Annotated in this window: 24 protein-coding genes; 22 read left to right on the forward strand and 2 right to left on the reverse strand. The window is 70.5% G+C overall.

Annotated features, from left to right (window positions below):
* The 6 genes from argB (at position 1) to ACFVV5_RS07450 (ending at position 5630) form a co-directional block, all read left to right on the forward strand.
* Entirely contained in the window at positions 1-924 is a 924-nt protein-coding gene (argB, locus tag ACFVV5_RS07425) for an acetylglutamate kinase (RefSeq protein WP_387241225.1), read from the forward strand.
* Positions 921-2129, forward strand: coding sequence for an acetylornithine transaminase (locus ACFVV5_RS07430; protein ID WP_387241228.1), 1209 nt, complete (start codon positions 921-923; stop codon positions 2127-2129). The genes argB and ACFVV5_RS07430 overlap by 4 nt, the downstream gene beginning before the upstream one ends.
* 63 nt (positions 2130-2192) lie before the next feature.
* A complete protein-coding gene (argF, locus tag ACFVV5_RS07435) occupies positions 2193-3116 on the forward strand; it encodes an ornithine carbamoyltransferase (protein ID WP_387241231.1) in 924 nt (307 codons plus the stop codon).
* Positions 3117-3283: 167 nt separating this feature from the next.
* Positions 3284-4741: an argininosuccinate lyase gene (argH, locus tag ACFVV5_RS07440; protein ID WP_387241234.1), complete on the forward strand. Its 1458-nt coding sequence runs from the start codon at positions 3284-3286 to the stop codon at positions 4739-4741.
* Positions 4741-4869: a hypothetical protein gene (locus tag ACFVV5_RS07445; RefSeq protein WP_387241236.1), complete on the forward strand. Its 129-nt coding sequence runs from the start codon at positions 4741-4743 to the stop codon at positions 4867-4869. The genes argH and ACFVV5_RS07445 overlap by 1 nt, the downstream gene beginning before the upstream one ends.
* 92 nt (positions 4870-4961) lie before the next feature.
* Positions 4962-5630: a DNA-3-methyladenine glycosylase gene (locus tag ACFVV5_RS07450; RefSeq protein ID WP_387241355.1), complete on the forward strand. Its 669-nt coding sequence runs from the start codon at positions 4962-4964 to the stop codon at positions 5628-5630.
* A 187-nt stretch (positions 5631-5817) separates the two neighbouring features.
* Here the strand turns inward: ACFVV5_RS07450 and ACFVV5_RS07455 are convergent, their stop codons facing one another.
* Together ACFVV5_RS07455 and ACFVV5_RS07460 are read right to left on the reverse strand one after the other, a co-directional pair.
* Positions 5818-6429 carry a hypothetical protein gene (locus ACFVV5_RS07455; RefSeq protein ID WP_387241239.1) on the reverse strand — a complete coding sequence of 204 codons (612 nt, stop codon included), beginning with the start codon at positions 6427-6429 and terminating at the stop codon, positions 5818-5820.
* A complete protein-coding gene (locus ACFVV5_RS07460) occupies positions 6426-7043 on the reverse strand; it encodes a DNA-binding protein (RefSeq protein WP_387241242.1) in 618 nt (205 codons plus the stop codon). Before ACFVV5_RS07460 ends, ACFVV5_RS07455 begins: the two co-directional genes overlap by 4 nt.
* A gap of 142 nt (positions 7044-7185) precedes the next feature.
* Here ACFVV5_RS07460 and tyrS point away from each other — a divergent pair, with 142 nt between their 5' ends.
* From tyrS to der, 16 genes are all read left to right on the forward strand, one after another.
* Positions 7186-8487 (forward strand): tyrosine--tRNA ligase, encoded by a 1302-nt coding sequence (gene tyrS / locus ACFVV5_RS07465; protein ID WP_387241245.1) that lies wholly within the window; start codon positions 7186-7188, stop codon positions 8485-8487.
* Positions 8488-8513: 26 nt separating this feature from the next.
* Positions 8514-8672 (forward strand): hypothetical protein, encoded by a 159-nt coding sequence (locus ACFVV5_RS07470; RefSeq protein ID WP_387241248.1) that lies wholly within the window; start codon positions 8514-8516, stop codon positions 8670-8672.
* Positions 8665-9513: a TlyA family RNA methyltransferase gene (locus tag ACFVV5_RS07475; protein WP_387241251.1), complete on the forward strand. Its 849-nt coding sequence runs from the start codon at positions 8665-8667 to the stop codon at positions 9511-9513. The genes ACFVV5_RS07470 and ACFVV5_RS07475 overlap by 8 nt, the downstream gene beginning before the upstream one ends.
* Positions 9514-9678: 165 nt before the next feature.
* Positions 9679-10596, forward strand: a complete 918-nt coding sequence (locus ACFVV5_RS07480; protein WP_387241254.1) for an NAD kinase — start codon at positions 9679-9681, stop codon at positions 10594-10596.
* Positions 10589-12313 carry a DNA repair protein RecN gene (recN, locus tag ACFVV5_RS07485; RefSeq protein WP_387241257.1) on the forward strand — a complete coding sequence of 575 codons (1725 nt, stop codon included), beginning with the start codon at positions 10589-10591 and terminating at the stop codon, positions 12311-12313. Before ACFVV5_RS07480 ends, recN begins: the two co-directional genes overlap by 8 nt.
* A gap of 64 nt (positions 12314-12377) precedes the next feature.
* The gene (locus tag ACFVV5_RS07490; protein ID WP_387241260.1) at positions 12378-14078 is read left to right on the forward strand and encodes a CTP synthase; all 1701 of its coding nucleotides are present in this window, start codon (positions 12378-12380) and stop codon (positions 14076-14078) included.
* Entirely contained in the window at positions 14078-14728 is a 651-nt protein-coding gene (locus ACFVV5_RS07495; RefSeq protein ID WP_387241263.1) for an NUDIX domain-containing protein, read from the forward strand. The genes ACFVV5_RS07490 and ACFVV5_RS07495 overlap by 1 nt, the downstream gene beginning before the upstream one ends.
* A 10-nt stretch (positions 14729-14738) precedes the next feature.
* On the forward strand, positions 14739-15644 hold the full coding sequence (gene xerD, locus ACFVV5_RS07500; protein WP_387241266.1) for a site-specific tyrosine recombinase XerD: 906 nt from the start codon (positions 14739-14741) through the stop codon (positions 15642-15644).
* 37 nt (positions 15645-15681) lie between these two features.
* Positions 15682-16647, forward strand: coding sequence for an alkaline phosphatase family protein (locus tag ACFVV5_RS07505; RefSeq protein ID WP_387241269.1), 966 nt, complete (start codon positions 15682-15684; stop codon positions 16645-16647).
* A 159-nt stretch (positions 16648-16806) separates the two neighbouring features.
* Positions 16807-17667 carry a ParA family protein gene (locus ACFVV5_RS07510; RefSeq protein ID WP_387241272.1) on the forward strand — a complete coding sequence of 287 codons (861 nt, stop codon included), beginning with the start codon at positions 16807-16809 and terminating at the stop codon, positions 17665-17667.
* The gene (locus tag ACFVV5_RS07515) at positions 17651-18505 is read left to right on the forward strand and encodes a segregation and condensation protein A (RefSeq protein ID WP_387241275.1); all 855 of its coding nucleotides are present in this window, start codon (positions 17651-17653) and stop codon (positions 18503-18505) included. The genes ACFVV5_RS07510 and ACFVV5_RS07515 overlap by 17 nt, the downstream gene beginning before the upstream one ends.
* Positions 18495-19112: an SMC-Scp complex subunit ScpB gene (gene scpB, locus ACFVV5_RS07520; protein WP_387241278.1), complete on the forward strand. Its 618-nt coding sequence runs from the start codon at positions 18495-18497 to the stop codon at positions 19110-19112. Before ACFVV5_RS07515 ends, scpB begins: the two co-directional genes overlap by 11 nt.
* Complete coding sequence (locus ACFVV5_RS07525) at positions 19102-19965, forward strand: pseudouridine synthase (RefSeq protein ID WP_387241281.1); 864 nt, start codon at positions 19102-19104, stop codon at positions 19963-19965. Before scpB ends, ACFVV5_RS07525 begins: the two co-directional genes overlap by 11 nt.
* Positions 19962-21050: a prephenate dehydrogenase gene (locus ACFVV5_RS07530; RefSeq protein WP_387241284.1), complete on the forward strand. Its 1089-nt coding sequence runs from the start codon at positions 19962-19964 to the stop codon at positions 21048-21050. The genes ACFVV5_RS07525 and ACFVV5_RS07530 overlap by 4 nt, the downstream gene beginning before the upstream one ends.
* Positions 21047-21778 (forward strand): (d)CMP kinase, encoded by a 732-nt coding sequence (cmk, locus tag ACFVV5_RS07535; protein WP_387241287.1) that lies wholly within the window; start codon positions 21047-21049, stop codon positions 21776-21778. The genes ACFVV5_RS07530 and cmk overlap by 4 nt, the downstream gene beginning before the upstream one ends.
* A complete protein-coding gene (der, locus tag ACFVV5_RS07540; protein ID WP_387241290.1) occupies positions 21771-23294 on the forward strand; it encodes a ribosome biogenesis GTPase Der in 1524 nt (507 codons plus the stop codon). Before cmk ends, der begins: the two co-directional genes overlap by 8 nt.
* The last annotated feature ends 169 nt before the right edge of the window (positions 23295-23463 follow it).

Here is a 23463-nt window from a genome sequence, read left to right on the forward strand (position 1 = left end):
ATGACTTCGATCACCGACACCGAGCCCGATCCCGCCGAGCAGGCCGAGCAGGCGGCCGCCGCCGCCAAGGCCGCCACGCTCATCGAGTCGCTCCCGTGGCTGAAGCGGTTCCACGAGCAGATCATCGTCGTCAAGTTCGGCGGCAACGCGATGGTCAGCGACGAGCTGCAGCGCGCGTTCGCCGAAGACATGGTGTACCTGCGCTACGCCGGCATCCACCCCGTCATCGTGCACGGCGGCGGCCCGCAGATCTCCGCGATGCTCGACCGGCTCGGCATCGAGTCCGAGTTCCGCGGGGGCTACCGGGTGACGACGCCGGAGGCGATGGACGTGGTGCGCATGGTGCTCACGGGCCAGATCAACCGCGTGCTCGTGAGCAGCATCAACCAGCACGGACCGCTCGCCGCCGGGCTGTCTGGGGAGGACGCCGGGCTGTTCCAGGGCCGCAAGCGCCGCGTCGTCATCGACGGCGACGAGGTCGACCTCGGTCTCGTCGGCGACGTGATCGGCGTGGACCCGGAGGCGGTGCACGCCCAGATCGCCGCGGGCCGCATCCCGGTGGTGTCGTCGATCGCGCCCGACATCGACGACCCCGGCCAGTCGCTCAATGTGAACGCGGATGCGGCTGCCGCGGCGCTCGCGGTCGCGCTCGGCGCCGCGAAGCTCGTGATCCTCACCGACGTCGCCGGGCTCTACAGCGACTGGCCGAACCGCGACTCGCTCGTGTCGAAGATCGACGCCGGCGAGCTGCGCGCGCTGCTGCCGTCACTCGAATCGGGCATGATCCCCAAGATGTCGGCCTGCCTGGCCGCCGTCGACGGCGGCGTCGCGAAGGCGGCGATCATCGACGGACGCGTGCCGCACTCGATCCTGCTCGAGGTCTTCACGCAGTCCGGCATCGGAACGGAGGTGGTGCCCTCGTGAGCGCCGATCAGGTGACAGACGGCTGGAACGAACGATTCCGCCACACGATGATGCGCACGCTGGCGACGCCGCAGCTGATGCTCGCCCGCGGCGAGGGCTGCCGGGTGTGGGACGTCGACGGCAACGAGTACCTCGACTTCCTGGGCGGCATCGCGGTCAACTCGCTCGGGCACGCGCATCCGGTGCTGGTGGATGCGGTGAGCACGCAGATCGCGACCCTCGCGCACGTCTCCAACTACTTCGCCACCGCGCCGCAGCTGGAGCTGGCGGAGCGTCTGACGCGGCTGACCGGCGCCGGCGAAGGCGGCCGGGTGTACTTCGGCAACTCGGGCGCCGAGGCCAATGAGGCCGCCTTCAAGCTCGCCCGGCTGAACAAGGCCGGCGGGCACCGCACACGTGTGCTCGCCCTGAACAACGCGTTCCACGGCCGCACGATGGGCTCGCTGGCGCTCACCGGCAAGCCCCCGATGCGCGAGGCGTTCGAGCCGCTTCCGACCGGTGTCGAGCACATCGAGTCCACGATCACTGCGCTCGAGGCCGCGATCGACGACCGGGTCGCCGCACTCTTCATCGAGCCGATCAAGGGCGAGGCCGGGGTGCTCGACCTGCCCGACGGCTTCCTGCGGCGGGCGCGCGAACTGACCGAGCAGCACGGGGCGCTGCTGATCATCGACGAGATCCAGACCGGCGTCGGGCGCACCGGACGCTGGTTCGCCTACCAGCACGCGGACATCCTTCCCGACGCGGTCACGATGGCGAAAGGCATCGCCGGGGGCGTCCCGATCGGAGCGCTCGTCACCTTCGGCTGGGCGTCCGACCTGTTCTCGCGGGGCCAGCACGGCTCGACGTTCGGCGGCAACCCGCTCGCGACGGCGGCCGGAAACGCGGTGCTCGGCGAGATCGAGCGCAGCGGACTGGTCCAGAACGCGGCACGGCGGGGAGAAGAGCTCCGGGCGATCATCCGGGGCTTCGAGTCGCCCCTGATCGGCGAGCTGCGCGGCCAGGGACTGCTCGTGGGCATCGGGCTCACCGACGGCGAGGCGCACCGCCTCTCGGACGCCGCCCTCGCGAACGGCCTGATCGTCAACGCGCCCAACGAGTCGAGCATCCGGCTCGCCCCGCCGCTGATCATCGGAGACGAGGAGCTCGCCGGATTCCGCGAACGCTTCGGGCGCGCACTCGCCGCGGTGCACCGCACCCGCTAGAAGACCCAGACCACCCGGGCCCGCTCGGCGCCCGACTCCGACACCACGAGACGAGAGAACGAGATGACCAGGCACTTTCTGCGCGACGACGACATCACCCCCGCCGAGCAGGCGGAGATCCTCGAACTGGCCGAGCAGCTCAAGGCGGACCGATTCGGCGCCAAGCCGCTCGCCGGACCGCAGACGGTCGCGGTGATCTTCGACAAGTCGTCGACGCGCACCCGCGTCTCGTTCGCAGTCGGGATCGCCGACCTCGGCGGCAGCCCGCTGATCATCTCGACGGCGAACAGCCAGCTCGGCGGCAAGGAGACGCCGTCCGACACGGCGCGCGTGCTCGAGCGGATGGTGTCGGCCATCGTCTGGCGCACCTACGCCCAGTCGGGGCTCGAAGAGATGGCGGCCGGCACGACGGTGCCAGTGGTCAACGCGCTGTCGGACGAGTTCCACCCCTGCCAGCTGCTCGCCGACCTGCTCACGATCAAGGAGAAGCGGGGCGCGCTCGCCGGTCTCACCCTCACCTTCCTCGGAGACGGCGCGAGCAACATGGCGCAGTCGTACCTGCTCGCGGGCGCGACCGCCGGGATGCACGTGCGGGTCGCATCCCCCGCCGGCTACGCGCCCGCCGAGGCCGTCGTGGCCGACGCCGACGCCATCGCCCGGACCACGGGCGGCTCGGTGAGCCTGTTCACCGACCCGAACGAAGCGGTCGCGGGCTCGGACGTGGTCGTCACCGACACATGGGTGTCGATGGGCAAAGAGGACGAGAAGGCGGAGCGCATCGCCGTGTTCGGCGGCTATCGGGTCGACACGGCGCTGATGGAGCTCGCGAAGCCCGACGCGCTGTTCATGCACTGCCTGCCGGCCGACCGCGGCTACGAGGTGACGGCCGACGTGATCGACGGACCGCAGAGCGTCATCTGGGACGAGGCGGAGAACCGGCTGCACGCGCAGAAGGCGCTGCTCGTCTGGCTGTTCGCGCAGGACTGAGCGCGCCGCGCCGAGCGCGCCGTGCGCGCCGAGCGCGCCGCGCCGAGCGCGCCCCGCTTGCCGTCGAGTCGGTTGTGGCGGGGTCTAACCCGCCTTTTCGACCCAGCAACTCAGGACTCGACGGCGGAACCTACACTCGAAGAGAACCAGCCAAGGAGAGCGTGACGATGACCGACAACGAACAGTCCGGCAACCGGGCCGCGGAGGCGGGAGCCCTCTGGGGCGGCCGATTCGCCGGTGGCCCGTCGCCCGAGCTCGCGGCCCTGAGCAAGTCGACGCACTTCGACTGGCAGCTCGCGGTCTACGACATCGCCGGCTCCCGGGCCCACGCGCGGGCGCTGGCGGCAGCGGGATACCTCACGTCCGACGAGCTCGACCGGATGCTCGCCGCACTCGACGCGCTCGACGCGGATGTCGCATCCGGAGCCTTCTCGGCCGCTGAAAGCGACGAAGACGTGCACTCGGCGCTCGAGCGCGGGCTCATCGAGCGAGCCGGAACGGAGCTCGGCGGCAAGCTGCGCGCCGGCCGCAGCCGCAACGACCAGATCGCCACCCTCGTGCGGCTCTACCTGCGCGCGCACGTCGGAGCCATCGCCGAGCGCATCATCGCGCTGATCGACGCCATCGCGTCGCAGGCGGATGCCCACCCGACCGCCATCCTTCCGGGACGCACGCACCTGCAGCACGCCCAGCCCGTCCTGCTCGCCCACCACCTGCTGGCGCACTGCTGGCCGCTGGTGCGCGACCTCGAGCGCCTGGCCGACTGGGACAAGCGTGCGAACGTGTCCCCGTACGGAGCCGGAGCGCTCGCCGGCTCGACGCTGGGCCTCGACCCGATGCTGGTCGCCCACGACCTCGGCTTCGCGCGCAGCTCGGAGAACTCGATCGACGGAACGGCGGCCCGGGATGTGGTGGCCGAGTTCGCGTTCGTCGCCGCCCAGATCGGCGTCGACCTGTCGCGGTTCGCCGAGGAGATCATCCTCTGGAACACGCGCGAGTTCGGGTTCGTCACGCTCGACGACTCGTACTCGACCGGCTCGTCGATCATGCCGCAGAAGAAGAACCCCGACATCGCCGAGCTCACGCGCGGCAAGGCGGGCCGGCTGATCGGCAACCTGACCGGACTGCTCACCACCCTCAAGGGCCTGCCACTCGCGTACAACCGCGACCTGCAGGAGGACAAGGAGCCGGTGTTCGACTCGGTCACCACCCTCGAGGTCGTATTGCCGGCGTTCACCGGGATGGTCGCCACCCTGCGCTTCCACACCGACCGGATGGCGGAGCTTGCGCCCCAGGGCTTCTCGCTGGCCACCGACGTGGCCGAATGGCTGGTGAAGCAGCGGGTGCCCTTCCGGGACGCGCACGAGATCACGGGCAACCTCGTCAAGTACGCGGAGGACCGCGGTCTGGAGCTGAGCGAGGTGGACGACGCGGGACTCGCATCCGTGTCCCCGCTGCTCACCCCCGACGTGCGTGGGGTGCTGACGATCGAAGGATCGGTCGCGAGCCGCGACAACGTGGGCGGGACGGCGCCGGTGCGGGTCGCCGAACAGCTGGCGGCGCTCACCGAGCGGGTGCGTTCGCTGGCGACGACGTTGCCGGCCGTGAGAAGGGACCTGGTCTGATGCCCGGACTGTCGAACCGCAAGCCGCCCCGCCAGAAGTGGGTAATCCCTCTGATCGTGATCGTCGCGGTGCTCGTGATCGTCGGCGGCCTGATCGCCACGGTGGTCGCGGGTGGCCGGATCTTCTGAGCGGATGCGCTGAGGGAGACGCTGACGTGAGCGTGGGCGGGGACTCCGAGGTGGGGGAGGCCGTGGGCGCGGGAGCGGACGCCGGACTGTACGTGCCCGACCGGGACTTCTTCCTCGCGTCGTCGCTCGAGGTGGCACCGCGACTGCTGGGCGCGGTGCTGACGCACGCGACGGAGGAAGGCTCCGTCGCGCTGCGCATCACCGAGGTCGAGGCCTACGTGGGAGACGGGCTCGACCCGGGCTCGCACGCCTTCCGCGGACGCACCAAGCGCAACTCCGTGATGTACGGACCGCCCGGGCACCTCTACGCCTACTTCACGTACGGGATGCACGTGTGCGCGAACGTCGTCTGCTCGCCCGACGGCGAGGCGACGGCGGTGCTGCTGCGGGCGGCCGAGATCGTGGACGGGCAGGAGCTGGCGACGATGCGCCGGTCAGGTGGTGGTGTCGGTGGCCGTGGTGCGGGTGGTGGCGGTGGTGCCGGTGGTGGCGGTGGGCTCCGCCGGGTCGTCGCGCGCGATCTCGGGCGCGGGCCGGCGCGGCTCGTGGTGGCGGCGGGCATCCGGCTGGAGGAGAACGGGGCCGATCTGTTCGCCGAGCCGTTCTCGCTGCGGCTGCCGCGCATCCAGTCGCCGTATGTCACCGGGCCGCGCACGGGCGTCTCGGGCGCGGGCGGGGGAGAAGCCTTCCCGTGGCGGTTCTGGCTGCCCGGCGACCCGACTGTCTCGCCCTACAAGCGCCACCCCAAGTCGCACGCCTGAGCGCCGCGCCGCGCCCGCGCCGCGCCCGCGCCGCGCCCAGCCATCGAGTCCGGACTTAATGGGTCGGCGGCGGCGATTTCGACCCATCAAGTCCGGACTCGATTGCGGGGCGGGCTCGATTGCGGGGCGGGCTCATTCGGGGAGCGTGCGGGTTCGAGCGCGGCGCGCGCAGGCGGGGCGCCGGCGCTCAGGCGCCGGTGAGGCGGAAGACGCCGGCGCAGACGCAGGCCCAGATCAGGCTGGTGAGGGTTCCGATGATGAACCGCTCGCGGGCCTCGGAGGCCTCCAGCTCGGTGAAGCGGCCGACGCCTTTGATCGCGACGAGCACGGCGATGGCCTCCGGGAAGCCCGCCATGATCGCGCCCGCCGACGCGAAACGCTCCAAGTAGCCGATCGTCGCCCCGCCGCGCAGCACCTCGTGCGTGGGCTGGACACCCTCGGCGAGCTCCTCGGACGTCGCCCGTTCGGCGATCACGATGCCGCCGTGCACCCCGGGGACCGCACCACGCGATGCGAGCGCCAGCACGAGCTGCGAGGCGGGACCTCCTCCGAGCACGCTGAGGGTGAGCACCACGACGCCGATCAGCACGCGGAACAGCGGGGGAGCATCCGGGCCCGGCAGTGCGACGAGCACGAGCGCCAGGCCGAGGAGCCCCGTCGCCACGTAGACCAGGGGGCGGCGCGGCGTGCGCATCGTGAACAGGATGCAGCACAGCGAGGCGATCACGAGGATCAGCACTGCACACCAGGCCAGCACAGGGCCGATGGCGGCGAGGAGGGGCGGGAGGTACGGGATCATGCGGTGTCCGTTCGCAGCTGGGCGTCGTCGAGGCTCTGCAACAGCCTAGTCAGCGCCCCCGTCGCCGCGAGCTCGACACGGAGGCCGCTCGCCCGCGCGCGGTCGCTCGCCGACTGCGGGGTGATGCCGAGTCTGGCGGCCGCGTCGGCCTGGGTGAGGCCGGAGGCGACCAGGTCGTAGAGCTCCCAGCCCGCGGGGGAGCGGCCTTCCCGGATGGTGAGCAGCAGGTTGAGGATGGCTTCGGCGTCTTCGGCGGCCAGCGGGTCGGTCAGGGCGTCGACGGCGAACCGCGTGGTCGTGCGCTTGGCGCGGGTGACGGCGTTGCGCGCCGCGATGAACGCGTCTCCGCTCGCCTCGCGGGTCTCCGCCGGCAGGGGCGCGCGGACGCTCCCGCAGCCGAGTCCGACGCTCCACGCGCCGTTGCGGGTGAGTTCGAGCACAAGGTCGAGGGCCGCCCGGGGGTCGGAGGTGAGGGCCTGGATCTCGTCGCCGGCGTTGCGGTCGACGGGCAGCGCGAGCCGCTCGCCGTAGCGCTCGTTGAGGCCGGCGAGCGTTCCGCCGACGATGTCGGGCTCGGATCGGCTGTCGACTTGGTCTGCGGTGATGACGAACACCGGATGCTCCTCTCGACGATCAGGTACGGAAACCTGATCTGTATGCTATCAGGCCTCCATCCCTGATGCTAGCCCTATCAGGTTCACGGACCTGATCACCCGGGCATCAGGTCTGGAGCCCTCCCGCTGGTAGCCTGATTCCGTGTCCGACTCAGAAACCCTCCAAGCGCAGAGCAACGACCCGTCTTTCGACGACGTCTGGGATGAGCTGAAGTGGCGCGGGCTCATCCAGGTCTCCACGGATGAAGCGGCGCTGAAACAGCTCCTCGCGGGCGAGCCGGTCACCTATTACTGCGGTTTCGACCCCACCGCCCCCAGCCTGCACCTCGGCAACCTCGTGCAGCTCCTCACCATGCGACGGCTCCAGCTGGCCGGTCACCGGCCGCTCGGCCTCGTCGGAGGCTCCACCGGGCTCATCGGCGACCCCCGGCCGAGCGCCGAGCGCACGCTGAACGACAAGGAGACCGTGTCGGAGTGGGTGGGCTACCTGCAGGCGCAGGTCTCGCGCTTCCTCAGCGCAGAAGGCGACAACGCGGTCCGCCTGGTCAACAACCTCGACTGGACGGCGCCCCTGTCGGCCATCGACTTCCTCCGCGACATCGGCAAGCACTTCCGGGTGGGCACGATGCTCAAGAAGGAGGCCGTGAGCGCGCGACTCAACTCCGACGAAGGCATCAGCTACACCGAATTCAGCTACCAGATCCTGCAGGGCATGGACTTCCTGGAGCTCTACCGACAGTACGGCTGCGTCCTCCAGACCGGTGGCAGCGACCAGTGGGGCAACCTCACGAGCGGGACCGACCTGATCCGGCGCGTCGAGCACGTCGGCGCCCACGCCATCGGCACGCCGCTCATCACCAACAGCGACGGCACCAAGTTCGGCAAGAGCGAGGGCAATGCGGTGTGGCTCGACCCGGCTCTCACCAGCCCGTACGCCATGTACCAGTTCTGGCTCAACACCGACGACGCCGACGTGATCGCGCGCCTCAAGATCTTCACCTTCCTCACGCGTGCGGAGATCGAGCGACTCGACGAGGCGGTGGCGAACGAGCCGTTCAAGCGCGAGGCGCAGCGCCGGCTGGCGTTCGAGGTCACCAGCCTCGTCCACGGCGTCGAAGCGACCGAGGCGACCATCGCGGCCGCGCAGGCGCTGTTCGGCCAGGGCGAGCTCACCCAGCTCGACGCCGACACGCTCGAAGCGGCGCTCCGCGAACTGCCGAACACCACCACGTCTCCGACGGCCACCGTGACCCAGTCGCTCGTCGACACCGGGCTCACCTCCAGTCTCGGGGAGGCCCGGCGGGCGATCGCGCAGGGCGGCGTCTACCTCAACAACGCCAAGGTCGAAGACGGCGAGGTCCCCGTGGGCGACGCGCTGCTGGCGGGCCGGATGGCCGTGCTCCGCCGCGGCAAGAAGACGCTCGCCGGCCTGTTCGTCGAATAGTCCGGCGATTCGCGTACCGTTGAGGGATGAACGGTGACGAGAAGCAGGATGCGGACGAGGCGCTGGTACCGCGGCTCAACCTGATCGAGGACCAGCCGCTCGCCACGCGCGCGGACGCCTACGCCCAGGTGCACGACGAACTGCGCGACGAGCTCGAGGGCGGCGACGTCCACCGCAATGCCTGACGAGACGGTTGCGGACGGCTCGGCTCCGGAGGAGGCGGCTCCGGCAGGCGCCGCGCGACTGGATGTGGCGCTCGCCGCCCGCGGTCTCGCGCGCTCCCGCTCCCACGCCGCCACCATCATCGCCGAGGGTCTGGTGACGGTGGACGGCCTCGCTGTCGTGAGGGCCTCGGCCAAGGTGCGCGACGCCCAGCTCATCGAGGTCGCCGGCGCCGACCACTATGTGAGCCGCGGCGCGCACAAGCTGATCGGAGCCCTCGACGCGTTCGGCGTGACGGTCGACGCGCGGGTCGCGCTCGACGTCGGCGCCTCGACCGGCGGCTTCAGCCAGGTGCTGCTCGAGCGCGGCGTCTCCGAGGTGATCGCGATCGATGTGGGTCACGGACAGCTCGCGCCGTCGCTCGCCTCCGAGCCGCGGCTGCGCTCCTTCGAGGGAGTGAATGCCCGCACGCTGACGGCCGACGCGCTCGCCGGGTTGGTGGGCGCGCCCATCCGGCCGTCGCTGGTCGTGGCGGACATCTCGTTCATCTCTCTGGCGCAGGTGCTGCCGGCCCTCGTGGCGACGGCGGCCGACGATGCGGACTTCGTGCTGCTGGTGAAGCCGCAGTTCGAGGTCGGGCGCACCGGCATCAAGGAGGGGATCGTGCGTGACCCGGTGCTGCGCGCCGAGGCGGTGATGAACGTGCTCTGGGCGGCCTTCGACCTCGGAGTCGGGACGGCCTGCTTCGTCCCGTCGCCGATCGCGGGCAGCCAAGGAAATCGCGAGTACCTCGTGTGGCTGAGTGCTCCGCGGGGATCGAATCCCACCGAGTGGCTTGAAGCGGTGAAGCAGGGGACGCTCTAAGAGAACGGGAGCCCGGATCGGAGGCTCCGACGCGCACACGCGTCGCGCATCCGCTGTCAACAGGGGCGGATTCTCCACAGGCTGCCGTCCCTGTTGCCCGACGGTGGTCCGGGTCAGGCAGAATGGGAACACCGGACCACACCACCCGAACGGAGCGTGACGCGTATGGATGCACCCGCCAGGTACATCCTCGTCGTCGCGCACACCGGTCGCCAAGATTCCCTCGCAGCAGGGGTCGAGGTCTGCTCGCAGCTCATCGCAGCCGGCGTCATCCCGGTCCTGAGCGAAGACGAGCGGCGCGACGTGCTCGCGGCCGAGCCGAGTTTCGACCAGGTCGCCGTGCTGGGCGTCGATGTGCAGCCGAGCGAGCTCGAGCTCGTGATCGTGCTCGGCGGAGACGGCACCATCCTGCGAGCCGCCGAACTGGTGCGCGGATGCTCGGCCCCGCTCCTCGGCGTCAACCTCGGTCACGTCGGCTTCCTCGCCGAAAGCGAGCGCGACGACCTCGAGCTGGCCGTGGCGCGTGGTCTGGCCAAAGACTACGAGGTCGAGGAGCGCATGACGCTCTCGGCCCGCGTCAAAGTGGGCGAAGAGGTCGTCTACGAGAGCTGGGCGCTCAACGAGGCCACCGTCGAGAAGGCGAGCAGAGAGCGGATGCTCGAAGTCGTCATCGAGGTCGACGGCCGCCCGATGTCGAGCTTCGGCTGCGACGGTGTGGTGATGTCCACGCCCACCGGCTCCACGGCGTACTCGTTCTCGGCCGGGGGCCCGGTGGTCTGGCCCGGCGTCGCCGCCCTGCTGCTCGTGCCGCTGAGCGCCCATGCCCTGTTCTCGCGGCCGCTCGTCGTCAACGCCGACTCGTCGCTGGCCGTCGAACTGCTCGACCGTGCCGAGAGCAAGGGCATCCTCTGGTGCGACGGCCGGCGGGCCTACGACCTGCCGCCGGGCGCGCGCGTCGTCGTCCGTCGTTCGCCGATCCCGGTGCGGCTGGCGCGCCTGCACCCGGGCCCGTTCACGGATCGGCTCGTGCACAAGTTCGACCTTCCGGTGACCGGGTGGAGGGGGCCGGCAGGGCGTGACTGACCAGCGTGGAGGCATCGAGGAGATCTCGATCAAAGACCTCGGCGTCATCGCAGACGCCTCTCTGCCCCTCGGGCCCGGGTTCACGGCGCTCACCGGTGAGACCGGCGCGGGCAAGACGATGGTCGTCTCGGCGCTCGGGCTGCTGCTCGGGGAGCGCGCGGACACCGGTGCGGTGCGGCTCGGCAGTCCGCAGGCCTGGGTCGAAGGACGCTGGCGGGTCGCCGACACCGGCGACGTGGTGGAGCGGGTTCGCGATGCCGGCGGCGACGTCGACCCGCTGGGCTCGGGATCGGCCGAGCTCGTCCTCTCCCGTTCGGTGTCGGCAGAAGGCCGCTCGCGCGCGGTCGTCGGCGGGCGGAGCGCCCCGGTCAGCGTGCTCACCGAGCTGGGCGGCCAGCTGGTCGTGGTGCACGGCCAGTCCGATCAGATCCGGCTGCGCTCGGCCGTGGCCCAGCGCGAAGCGCTCGACCGCTATGCCGGCGCACCGCTCGCGGACGCGCTCGAGCTCTATGTCCAGGTGTTCCATCGGTGGCGCGACAACCGCTCCGAGCTCGACGAGCTGATCGCCGACCAGGACCGCCGGGCCCGCGAGGCGGAAGACCTGCGCCTCGCCATGGCCGAGATCGAGGCAGTGGCCCCGCAGCCGGGCGAAGACGACGATCTCGCCGAACGCGCCGAACGCCTCTCCAACCTCGAAGAGCTGCGACTCGCGGCCGCCGGCGCGCGCGAGCTCCTCTCCGCCGAGGAGTCGGAAGGAGCGGACGCCCTCTCGCTGCTCGACAATGCACGCCGCAACCTCGAACGGGTCTCCGGGCACGATGCCGCCCTCGTCGGGATCGCCGAAGCGGTCGCCAACGCCAACTACCTCGTCTCCGACGTCGCCGCACAGCTCTCGACCTACCTGGCGACCCTCGACACCGAAGGCGCACGCGAGCTCGAGATCGTGCAGGAGCGCCGCGCTGAGCTGGCCGCCCTCATCCGCAAGTACGGCCCGACCCTCGACGACGTCATCCGGGCCCTCGAGACCGGCAGCTCACGACTGTTCGAGCTCGACGGCGACTCCGAGCGCATCGATCAGCTGCGCGCGGAGGTGGAGTCCGACGAAGCGCTCGTCGCCGAGCTGGCCGACGGCCTCAGCGAACTCCGGCGCGAGGCGGCGCAGCGGCTGAGCGCCGCGGTCTCCGACGAGCTGACGGCCCTCGCGATGGCCGACGCCCGCGTCGTCGTCGAGGTCAGCCTCCGCGACGAGTACACCGCCGGCGGCCGCGATCAGGTGAGCATCCTGCTGCAGCCGCACTCCGGCGCCGAGCCCCGCCCGCTCGGCAAGGGCGCATCGGGAGGCGAGCTCTCGCGGGTCATGCTCGCCATCGAGGTCGTCATCGCCGGCACCGACCCGGTGCCCACGTTCATCTTCGACGAGATCGACGCCGGAGTCGGCGGCGCGTCCGCCATCGAGATCGGGCGGCGGCTCGCCCGGCTTGCAGAGACGTCCCAGGTCATCGTCGTGACGCACCTCGCGCAGGTCGCGGCCTTCGCCACCAACCACCTCACGGTGGTGAAAGGCAGCGACGGATCGGTCACCGAGTCGAGTGTCCGCCAGCTCACGGGCGACGAACGCATCGCCGAGATGGCGCGTCTGCTGTCGGGACTCCCCGACTCCGAGAGCGGCCTCGCCCACGCGCGCGAACTCGTCGACATGGCGACGGCCGCGCGCTGAACGCTTCGGGCATCCGATCCGCGGCGCGAGCACCCGGTCGGCTCTGATAAGATAAAAGCCCGTGGTGGATAAAACAGACGCGGGCAAATCAAACGGCATTACCAAGCACATTTTCGTGACAGGTGGTGTCGTTTCTTCGTTGGGCAAGGGGCTCACCGCCGCCAGTCTCGGCAACCTTCTCACAGCCCGCGGGCTGCGGGTCGTGATGCAGAAACTCGACCCCTACCTCAACGTGGATCCGGGCACCATGAACCCGTTCCAGCACGGTGAGGTGTTCGTCACCGACGACGGAGCGGAGACCGACCTCGACATCGGCCACTACGAGCGCTTCCTCGACATCAACCTGAGCCAGTCGGCCAACGTCACCACCGGGCAGATCTACTCCAACGTCATCGCCAAAGAGCGACGCGGCGAATACCTCGGAGACACCGTGCAGGTCATCCCGCACATCACCGACGAGATCAAGCGCCGGATGCGCCTCCAGGCCCAGCCCGGACCCGACGGCGAGCCCGCCCCCGACGTGATCATCACCGAGATCGGCGGAACCGTCGGCGACATCGAATCCCAGCCGTTCATCGAATCGGCCCGCCAGGTGCGCCACGAGCTCGGCCGCAAGAACTGCTTCTTCGTGCACGTCTCGCTCGTCCCGTACATGAACGCCTCCGGCGAGCAGAAGACCAAGCCCACCCAGCACTCCGTCGCGGCCCTCCGCTCCATCGGAATCCAGCCGGATGCCCTGGTGCTGCGCAGCGACCGTCCCGTCTCCGAGTCCAACAAACGCAAGATCGCGCTGATGTGCGACGTCGACGAGGCCGCGGTCGTGAACGCCGTCGACGTGCCCAGCATCTACGACATCCCCACGATGCTGCACGACCAGGGACTCGACGCCTACATCATCGACCAGCTCGGCCTCGCCACCAGCGACGTCAACTGGGACGGCTGGAGCGACCTCCTCGAGGCCGTGCACGACCCCAAGCACGAGGTCACCATCGGCCTGGTCGGGAAATACATCGACCTGCCCGACGCCTACCTCTCGGTCACCGAGGCGCTCCGGGCCGGCGGTTTCGCCCACAACGCCAAGGTGCGCCTCAAGTGGATCGCCTCCGACGAGTGCGGCACCGCCGAAGGCGCCGCCCACATGCTCTCGGACGTCGACGCGATCTGCGTGCCCGGCGGCTTCGGCGTGCGCGGCATCGAAGGAAAGGTCGGCGCGCTCCGGTTCGCCCGCGAGAACGGCATCCCCGCTCTCGGCCTCTGCCTCGGCCTGCAGTGCATGGTCATCGAGTACGCGCGCCACGAAGCCGGCCTGGCCGGGGCATCCTCGTCGGAGTTCGACCCCGAGACCGAGTTCCCGGTCATCGCGACGATGGCGGAGCAGGTCGAGATCATCGCCGGCGGCGACCTCGGCGGCACCATGCGTCTCGGCCTCTACCCGGCCACCCTCGCGGAAGGCTCGATCGTCTCCGAGCTGTACGGTGCGCCCGAGGCATCCGAGCGCCACCGCCACCGCTACGAGGTCAACAACAACTACCGCGAGCAGATCGCCGACGCCGGCCTCTGGTTCTCGGGCACCTCGCCCGACGGCCACCTGGTCGAGTACGTCGAGCTGCCCCGCGAGGTGCACCCGTTCTACGTCGGGACGCAGGCCCACCCCGAGCTGCGGTCGCGCCCCAACCGCGCTCACCCGCTGTTCCGGGGACTGGTCGGCGCCGCCCTCGACCGCCAGAAGGCCAGCCGGCTGTTCGAAGTCGCCGCGGAAGCCTGATGGCCGAGCGCCCGGTGGTGACCGAGGAGGCCCTCTGCGACGACGCGTTCACGCCCGAGATCACGGCGACCGAGACGGTGTTCGACGGCGCGATCTGGAATGTGCGCCGCGACACCTTCCAGTACGACGACCACGAGATCGTGCGGGAGTACATCGACCACCCGGGCGCCGTAGCGGTGCTGGCGCTGGACGACGACGACCGTGTGCTGCTGATCAAGCAGTACCGGCATCCGGTGCGCCACCGCGACTGGGAGATCCCGGCCGGACTGCTCGACATCCGGGGCGAGGCGCCGCTCGACGCGGCCAAGCGCGAGCTGGCCGAAGAGGCGGACCTCCAGGCCGGCGAATGGCACGTGCTCGGCGAGTTCTACACGAGCCCCGGCGGCAGCGACGAGGCGATCCGCATCTACCTCGCCCGCTCGGTGAGCCCGACCGCCGAGGCGTTCCCGCGCTCCGACGAGGAGGCGGACATCGAGGTGCGCTGGGTCCCGCTCGACGACGTCGTGGAGTCCGTGCTCGCCCGGCGCGTGCAGAACCCGTCGCTCATCGTCGGCGTGCTCTCCGCCCGCGTCGCCCGCGAGAACGGCTGGGCGCAGCTCGGGGCGGCCGACCTGCCGTGGCCGCGGCACCCCAAGGCCGCCGGAGCGTGATCGGCGCCGCATGACCGTCGAGACTGCTGTGGATTCGTACCTGCGGCACGTCTCGATCGAGCGCGGGCTCTCGGCCAACACCGTCGCCGCTTACCGACGCGACCTCGGCGTGTACACGGGCTGGCTGGCCGCGCAGTCGATCGACTCGCTGAGCGCGGTGACGAGCAACACGATCTCCCAGTTCGCGCAGCAGCTGGGCTCGCGCGAGGAGGCGCCGCTCACCTCGTCGTCGCTGGCCCGGATGCTCTCCACCGTCCGCGGCTTCCACCGGTTCCTGCTCGAGGAGGGTGTGGTCGAGCAGGACGTCGCCCACGAGGTGAAGCCGCCGAAGCTCGCCAGCCGCCTGCCGAAGGCGATCACGATCGATCAGGTGGGCGCGCTGCTCGCGGCCACCGACGGGGACAGCCTGCAGGCGTTGCGCGACAAGGCGCTGCTCGAACTGCTCTACGCGACGGGCGCCCGGGTCAGCGAGGCCGTCGCGCTCAACGTCGACGACGTGATCGACGACGACATCGTTCGGCTCACCGGCAAAGGCAACAAGCAGCGCATCGTCCCGCTCGGCAGTTTCGCACGCGCCGCGATCGACGCCTACCTGGTGCGGGCCCGGCCGGCGTTATCAGCGCGCGGGCGGGCGACACCGGCCCTCTTCCTCGGGATGCGCGGGGCTCGCGTCTCCCGTCAGAACGCCTGGCTGATCATCCGGGCCGCCGCCGACCGCGCTCATCTGAGCGCCGAGATCTCGCCGCACACACTGCGCCACTCGTTCGCGACGCACCTACTGGCCGGGGGAGCGGACGTGCGGGTCGTGCAGGAGCTGCTCGGCCACTCTTCGGTGGCGACGACGCAGATCTACACGCTCGTCACGGCGGACACCCTCCGCGACGTGTACACGGCGTCGCACCCCCGCGCGCGCTGAATGGCGCGCGCGGCGGCGCGGGGTCGAGAATGGAGGGGTGAGACCCCATCGGCGCGCGACGGCCGCAGCCGTCATCATGCTCGGGATGCTCCTCGCGGGATGCGCCTCGGGAGGGGGCGGTGTCCCCAGCGGATCGGGCGGGGCCCCGAGCAGGCCGACCACCGGGCAGGCGACCGGGCCGACGGCGTCGGCGGCGGCGTCGAGCGGAGCATCCGGAGCCGTGCAGCACGTGGTCGTGATCGTCGACGAGAACAAGCCCGCGACGAGCATCATCGGCAACACGCAGGCGCCCTACCTGAACGGGCTGGCCTCGCAGTACGCGCGGGCGAGCCGCTACAGCGCGATCACGCATCCGAGCCTGCCCAACTACCTCGCACTGACGAGCGGGACGACCGGAGGCATCCGCAGCGACTGCGCGCCGGGAGGATCGTGCCTCGTCACGGGCCCGAACCTGGCTGACTCGCTCGTGAAGGCCGGGCTGAGCTGGAGGATGTACGCCGAGAGCATGCCGAAGCCGTGCGACCCGTGCGACCCGGGCGAGTACGCGGTCAAGCACAACCCGTTCCTGTACTACCCGAGCGTCACGCACGACGCCGTCTCGTGCGCGCAGCATGTCGTGCCGTTCACGCAGTTCGCCACCGATCTGTCGTCGGCGCCGGGGCTTCCGGCGTTCTCCTTCATCAGCCCGAACCTCTGCAACGACATGCACGATTGCTCGGTCGCGACCGGCGACGCGTGGTTGGCGCGCGAGGTTCCGGCGATCCTGGCCTCGCCGTCGTTCACCGCGCAGCGATCGCTCCTCGTGATCACCTTCGACGAGGGCGACTCCGCCGACAACATCGTCGCGTGCGTGTTCGCGGGGCCGGCGGCGAAGCGCGGGTTCGTCTCCGCGAAGCCGTACACGCACTACTCGCTGCTGAAAACCGTCGAGAACGGGCTCGGCCTGCCGGCCCTGACCCACGAGGATGCCGCCGCGGCGCCGATGTCCGACCTGCTGCGCTGACCGCTCGCACCCCTCGCGGTGGGCGGGTGAACCGCCGCGCGTGCGGCCCGCGAACCGGGGGTTGCGCCGATAGACTGAGCCACTGAAGGACGCCGCGAGAAGAGGACGAGGAACACGCAGGTGACGCGCAACGACGAGGTACGGACTGAGCTCCCGGGCATGGATGAGACATCCCTCGCCACACGGCTCGGGCCCACCGGGCGTCCCTTCCGCAGCTTCCCCGTGCCGCCGACGCTGAAAGGCCACGGGCCCGCCCGCATCATCGCGCTGTGCAACCAGAAGGGCGGCGTCGGCAAGACCACGACCAGCATCAGCCTGGGCGCCAGTCTCGCCGAATACGGCCGCCGGGTGCTCGCCGTCGACTTCGACCCGCAGGGCGCCCTTTCGGCCGGCCTGGGCGCGCAGACGCACGACGTCACCACGATCTACGACCTGCTGCTGTCGCGCACGAAAGACCCGTCCGAGGCCATCCAGCACACCGGAACGCCGGGGCTCGACATCATCCCGGCGAACATCGACCTCTCCGCCGCCGAAGTGCACCTCGTCAACGAGGTCGCCCGCGAGCAGATCCTCGCCAGCGTGCTCCGCAAGGTGAGCGGCGACTACGACGTCATCCTCATCGACTGCCAGCCGTCGCTCGGCATCCTCACGGTCAACGCGCTCACCGCCAGCCACGGCGTGCTCATCCCGCTCGAATGCGAGTACTTCGCACTACGCGGCGTCGCGCTCCTCATCGAGACGATCGACAAGGTGCGCGAGCGCCTCAACCCCGCCATCGAGCTCGACGGCATCCTGGCCACCATGTACGACTCGCGCACGCTGCACTCGCGCGAGGTGCTCGAGCGGGTCGTCGACGCGTTCGGCGACCGCGTGCTCGAGACCGTGATCTCGCGGACGGTCAAGTTTCCGGATGCGTCGGTCTCCGGCACCCCGATCACCCAGTTCGCGCCCGAGCACGCCGCCGCCGAGGCGTACCGCCAGCTGGCGAGGGAACTGATCTCGCGTGGCGCCGTCGCCTAGCCCGGCCGACAGCGACCAGGTCGAACCGGCGGAGCCCGCCCAGGCAGCAGCCGAGCCGACCACCTTCCGGGTCGCCCTCGGCGACTTCGAAGGCCCCTTCGATCTCCTGCTCTCGCTGATCACCAAGCACGAGCTCGACATCACCGAGATCTCGCTCAGCCGCGTGACCGACGAGTTCATCAGCTACCTGCGCGCGCTCGACTCCGACGACAGCCTCGACGAAGCCAGCGAGTTCCTCCTCGTGGCCGCCACGCTGCTCGACCTCAAGGTGGCGGGGCTGCTGCCGCAGGGCGAGCTCGTCGACGCCGAAGACGTCGCCCTCCTGGAAGCCCGCGACCTGCTGTTCGCGCGCCTGCTGCAGTACCGCGCGTTCAAGGAGGCGTCGGCATGGTTCCAGGCCGGCCTCGACGCCGAGGCCACCCGGCACGCCCGCACCGTGCGCCTCGAAGACAAGTACCGGCAGCGCACGCCCGAGCTCGTCTGGACGCTGACGGCCGACGACTTCGCCGCCATCGCGACGATCGCCCTCACGCCGCGGGAGATCCCGGTGGTCGGCCTCGACCATCTGCACGCGCCGCTGGTGAGCATCCGGGAACAGGCCGCCCACGTGGTCGGGATGCTCCGCTCGGGCGAGTCCCTCACGTTTCGGCAACTGGTGGCCGGGGCCGACCTGAAGGGCGTCGTGATCGCGCGCTTCCTGGCCGTGCTCGAGCTGTACCGGCACGCCGCGATCGCGTTCGAACAGCTGGAACCGCTCGGCGAGCTGACGCTGCGCTGGACGGCCGAGCACTGGTCGGAAGAGAATCTGTCCAATCTGGGAGCTGACTATGACGGTTGAGAATGCGGAAGCCGAGGTGCAGGCTCCGTCGCTGGCGCCGGATGTGCCGCTCGAGCGCGCGCTGGAGGCGATCCTGATGGTCGCCGACGAGCCGATGAGCATCGTCACGCTCGCGACCGCTGTCGGCGCGCCCGTCAAGCGGGTGCGCGGGGCCGTGGATGCGCTGGTCGCGGACTTCGACGGCGTCGGCGCCGACGGGGTGGCGGGGGTGCGGCGCGGCTTCGAACTGCGCGAGGTCGGCGGCGGCTGGCGCATCTACGTGCGCAGCGAGTTCGACGCCGTGGTGTCGGACTACGTGCTGGCGCAGAACCCCACCAAGCTCTCGCAGGCCGCGCTGGAGACCCTCGCGGTGATCGCGTACAAGCAGCCGATCAGCCGCGGGGCGATCGCGTCGATCCGAGCGGTGAACGTCGACTCGGTCGTGCGCACGCTGCTCGGCCGCGGCCTCATCACCGAGATGTTCACCGACAGTGAGACGGGCGCCATCAACTACGGCACCACCGATCTGCTGCTGACCCAGCTCGGCGTCAACTCGATCGACGAGCTGCCCAAGATCTCGCCGTTGCTGGCGGACGGCCTGGACGGGTTCGACGGCGATGTCCGCTAAGCGCCCGGATGCCCGTGGGCAGGATGCCGGCCGGGGCTCCGGCACAGGTGCAGGCGCAAGTCGCGGCTCCGGCGCGGACGCCGCGGCCGAGGGCGAGCGCCTGCAGAAGGTCATGGCGGCCGCGGGCGTGGCGTCGCGCCGCGTCTCCGAAGACCTCATCACAGCCGGCCGCGTGACCGTGAACGGCGAGGTCGTCACCGAGCTCGGCCGCCGCATCGACCCGGCCGCCGACCTGGTCGCCGTCGACGGCTCGGCCGTGCAGCTCGACACCAGCCGGCGCTACGTGATGCTGAACAAACCGGTCGGTGTCGTGAGCTCCATGCGCGACGAGCAGGGGCGACCCGACCTGACGCGGTTCACCGCCGACTATCCGGAGCGGCTGTTCAACGTCGGCCGGCTCGACGCGGAGACGTCGGGGCTGCTCATCCTCACCAACGACGGCGAGCTCGCCCACGTGCTCGCGCATCCGAGCTTCGGCGTCACCAAGACGTACATCGCCCGCGTGCGCGGCATCGTGAGCCCGCAGACCATCTCGAAGCTGACCAAAGGCGTCGTGCTCGACGACGGCCCGATCGCCGCCGACCGGGCCCGGCTGCTCGAACGCAGCACGGCGGGCAACGACAGCCTGGTCGAGCTCACGCTGCACTCCGGCCGCAACCGGATCGTGCGCCGCATGATGGCCGAGGTCGGGCATCCGGTGATCGAGCTCGTGCGCCGGCAGTTCGGCCCGCTGCACCTGGGAACTCTGCGGGTCGGCCAGCTGCGCGACCTGACTAAGGTGGAACTCGGCCAGCTGCTGACCATCTCCCGCCAGAAGGATGCGCAGGAAGACGCGCAGGAAGACACCAGGTGAACGACACGACCTCCCGGCTCGCGGAGCCCGTCCGCGTGGTCGGCGCCGGGCTGCTCGGCGCCTCCGTCGGACTCGGGCTGCGCGCGCGCGGGGTGGATGTGCTGCTCGCCGACGCGTCGCCGGCCCACCTCAGTCTCGCGATCGACTACGGGGCGGGGCGGGCGGACGACGGCTCCGCCGAGCCCGCTCTCATCGTCGTGGCGGTGCCGCCCGACCTCGTGGCGTCGGTCGTGCGCGCGGAGCTGGCCGCGCATCCGTCGGCCATCGTGACGGATGTGGCGAGCGTCAAGGTCGCGCCGCTGGCCGAGCTCGAAGCGGCCGGCATCGACCTCTCCCGGTACGTCGGCTCGCACCCGCTGGCCGGGCGTGAGCGCGGCGGCCCCAGCGCGGCCCGCGCCGACCTGTTCGTCGGGCGGCCCTGGGTGGTGTGCGGGCGACCCGGGAACGAGCGCGCGGCGGTCTCGCTGGTCGAGTCGCTCATCCTGGACCTGGGCGCGACGCCCATCGAGATGGCGACCGTCGAGCACGACGCCGCCGTCGCGCTCGTGTCGCACACCCCGCAGATCGTGTCGAGCCTGATGGCCAAGCGGCTCGCGGGCTCGACGGACGCCGCCCTCGCGCTGGCCGGACAGGGCGTGCGCGACGTGACCCGCATCGCCGGAAGCGAGCCGGAGCTGTGGGTGCAGATCCTCGGGGCGAACGCTCCGGCGGTGGTCGACATCCTGCGTGCCTACCGCGACGACCTCGACCGGATGCTCGTGGCCCTCGGCGACATCGACGTCGCCGGCTCGCGCCGAGCCATCGCGGAGGAGCTCGCCGGCGGGAACCTGGGAGTATCGCGGCTGCCGGGCAAGCACGGCCAGGACAAGCGCTATGCGTCGATCGTCGTGATGGTCGACGACGAGCCCGGCGAGCTGGCGCGGCTGCTCACCGAGCTCGGAGAGATCGACGTGAACCTCGAAGACCTGCGGCTGGAGCACTCGCCGGGCGCGCAAGTGGGCCTCGCCGAGATCGCGGTGCTGCCCGAAGTGCTGCAGCGCACGATCGACGACCTGAGCGCCCGAGGATGGAGAATCGCCGGATGAGCGACCCTGGAACCGTGAGCGAACCGAGCACCGTGAACGACCCGAGCACCGTGAACATCGGCGACGTGCTCGTCGTGGCCGTCGACGGCCCGGCCGGCAGCGGCAAGTCGAGTGTGAGCAAGGCCGCCGCCCGCACCCTCGGATTCGCCTACCTGGACACCGGCGCCGCCTACCGCGCGCTCAGCTGGTTCGTCGTGCAGCGCAGGCTCGACCCCACCGACTCGAGCGCCGTCATCGACGCCCTGCCCGACTTCGACTACCGCATCGGCACCGACCCGGACGGCTACCATGTGTTCGTCGGCGAGCACGACGTCACCGAGGCCATCCGGGAGCAGGAGGTGACCGCGGTCGTGAGCGCTGTGGCGCGGGTTCCGGAGGTGCGCGGGCACCTCACGAGACTGTTCCGGGACATCATCCGGCACACCCTCAGACCCGGCATCGTGGTGGAGGGGCGGGACATCACGACGGTCGTCGCGCCGGATGCCCGAGTGCGCATCCTGCTCACCGCCAGCGAAGAGGCTAGAATAGCCAGGCGTTCCGCGGAACTCGTCGGCCAATCCGCCGCTCACGTCGGCGAGCAGCTCCACCGGCGCGACCGGGCCGATTCCCGAGTCGTCGACTTCATGAACGCCGCCGACGGTGTGACCACCGTCGATTCAACCGATCTTGACTTCGACCAGACCGTGGATGCGGTCATCGAGGTCGTGCAGAAGGAAACCCATGTCTGACACAGTGCCCGATAAGGGCGAACTCACCGAGCCGGACGGCGCCGACGACCTCGTCGAACGCCTCGCCGACCTCGACGAGGAACTCGCAGCCCAGCGCGCTGCCGCCCTCCGCTCCGGCCTCGACGAGTACGAGCTCGACGAAGGCGACCTCGACATCCTCGAGACCGTCACCGAGGACCCCGACGCGATCACCTACCTGCCGGCCCTTCCTGTGCTGGCGATCGTCGGCCGCCCGAACGTAGGCAAGTCGGCGCTCGTCAACCGCATCCTGGGCCGCCGTGAGGCCGTCGTGGAGGACACCCCTGGTGTGACCCGCGACCGCGTCTCGTACCAGGCCGAATGGAACGGCCGCCGCTTCACGCTGGTCGACACCGGCGGCTGGGAGCCGGACGCCAAAGGCATCGACGCGTCCGTCGCGGCTCAGGCCGAGATCGCCATCGACCTCGCCGACGCGGTGCTGTTCGTCGTCGATGCGAACGTGGGCGCCACCTCCACGGATGAGCAGGTCGTCCGGATGCTCCGCAAAGCGGACCGTCCCGTCTTCCTCGCCGCGAACAAGGTGGACGACATCCGCCAGGAGCCGAACGCGACCGAACTGTGGTCGCTCGGTCTCGGCGAGCCGCGCCCGGTCTCCGCACTGCACGGCCGCGGCGTCGCCGACCTGCTCGACGAGATCCTGAAGGTTCTGCCCGAGGTCTCCAAGGTCGCCAAGCGGGAGGTCGGAGGACCTCGCCGCGTCGCGATCGTCGGACGGCCGAACGTGGGCAAGTCCTCGCTGCTCAACAAGGCGGCGGGGGAGGAGCGCGTCGTCGTGAACGAGCTCGCCGGCACGACCCGCGACCCCGTCGACGAGCAGGTCGAGATCGCCGGAAAGGTGTGGCGCTTCGTCGACACCGCGGGCATCCGCCGCCGCGTGCACCTCCAGCAGGGCGCCGACTTCTACGCGTCGCTCCGCACGTCGACCGCGCTCGACAAGGCCGAGGTGGCCGTGGTCGTCATCGACGTGACCGAGCCGATCAGCGAGCAGGACGTGCGCATCATCGACCTCGTCCTCGAGTCGGGCCGTGCGCTCGTGCTGGCCTTCAACAAGTGGGACCTGCTCGACGACGACCGCCGCCGTTACCTCGAGCGCGAGATCGAACAGGACCTGGCGCACGTCTCGTGGGCACCCCGGGTCAACATCTCGGCGCGCACCGGCCGTCACCTGGAGAAGCTGGTCCCGGCGCTGGAGCTCGCGCTCGAGTCGTGGGACACGCGCATCCCGACGGGCAAGTTCAACGCCTTCCTGGCGGAGCTCACGGCCGCGCATCCGCACCCCGTCCGTGGCGGCAAGCAGCCCCGCGTGCTGTTCGGCACCCAGGCGACCAGCCGGCCGCCGACGTTCGTGGTCTTCACGACCGGGTTCCTCGACCCCGGGTACCGGCGCTACATCATCCGGCGCCTGCGCGAGATCTACGGGTTCGAGGGGACGCCGATCCAGCTCAACATGCGGGTGCGCGAGAAGCGCAAGCGCTAGCGCTGCTGCGCTGCGCGCTCGCGCGTCTCGCGCGACAACGTTTCGTGCCGAAAGTGCGGTTCAACCCCCGTTGATCCGCACATTTAGCACGTAAGGCGCCCCGCGCGGCCCGATTCAGGCCGCGTGGGCCGGATGCAGGCTGCGTTGGCGGTGGCGACGCGGGCCGCCT

Source organism: Leifsonia sp. NPDC058248 (assembly GCF_042881905.1).
Lineage (GTDB): Bacteria > Actinomycetota > Actinomycetes > Actinomycetales > Microbacteriaceae > Leifsonia.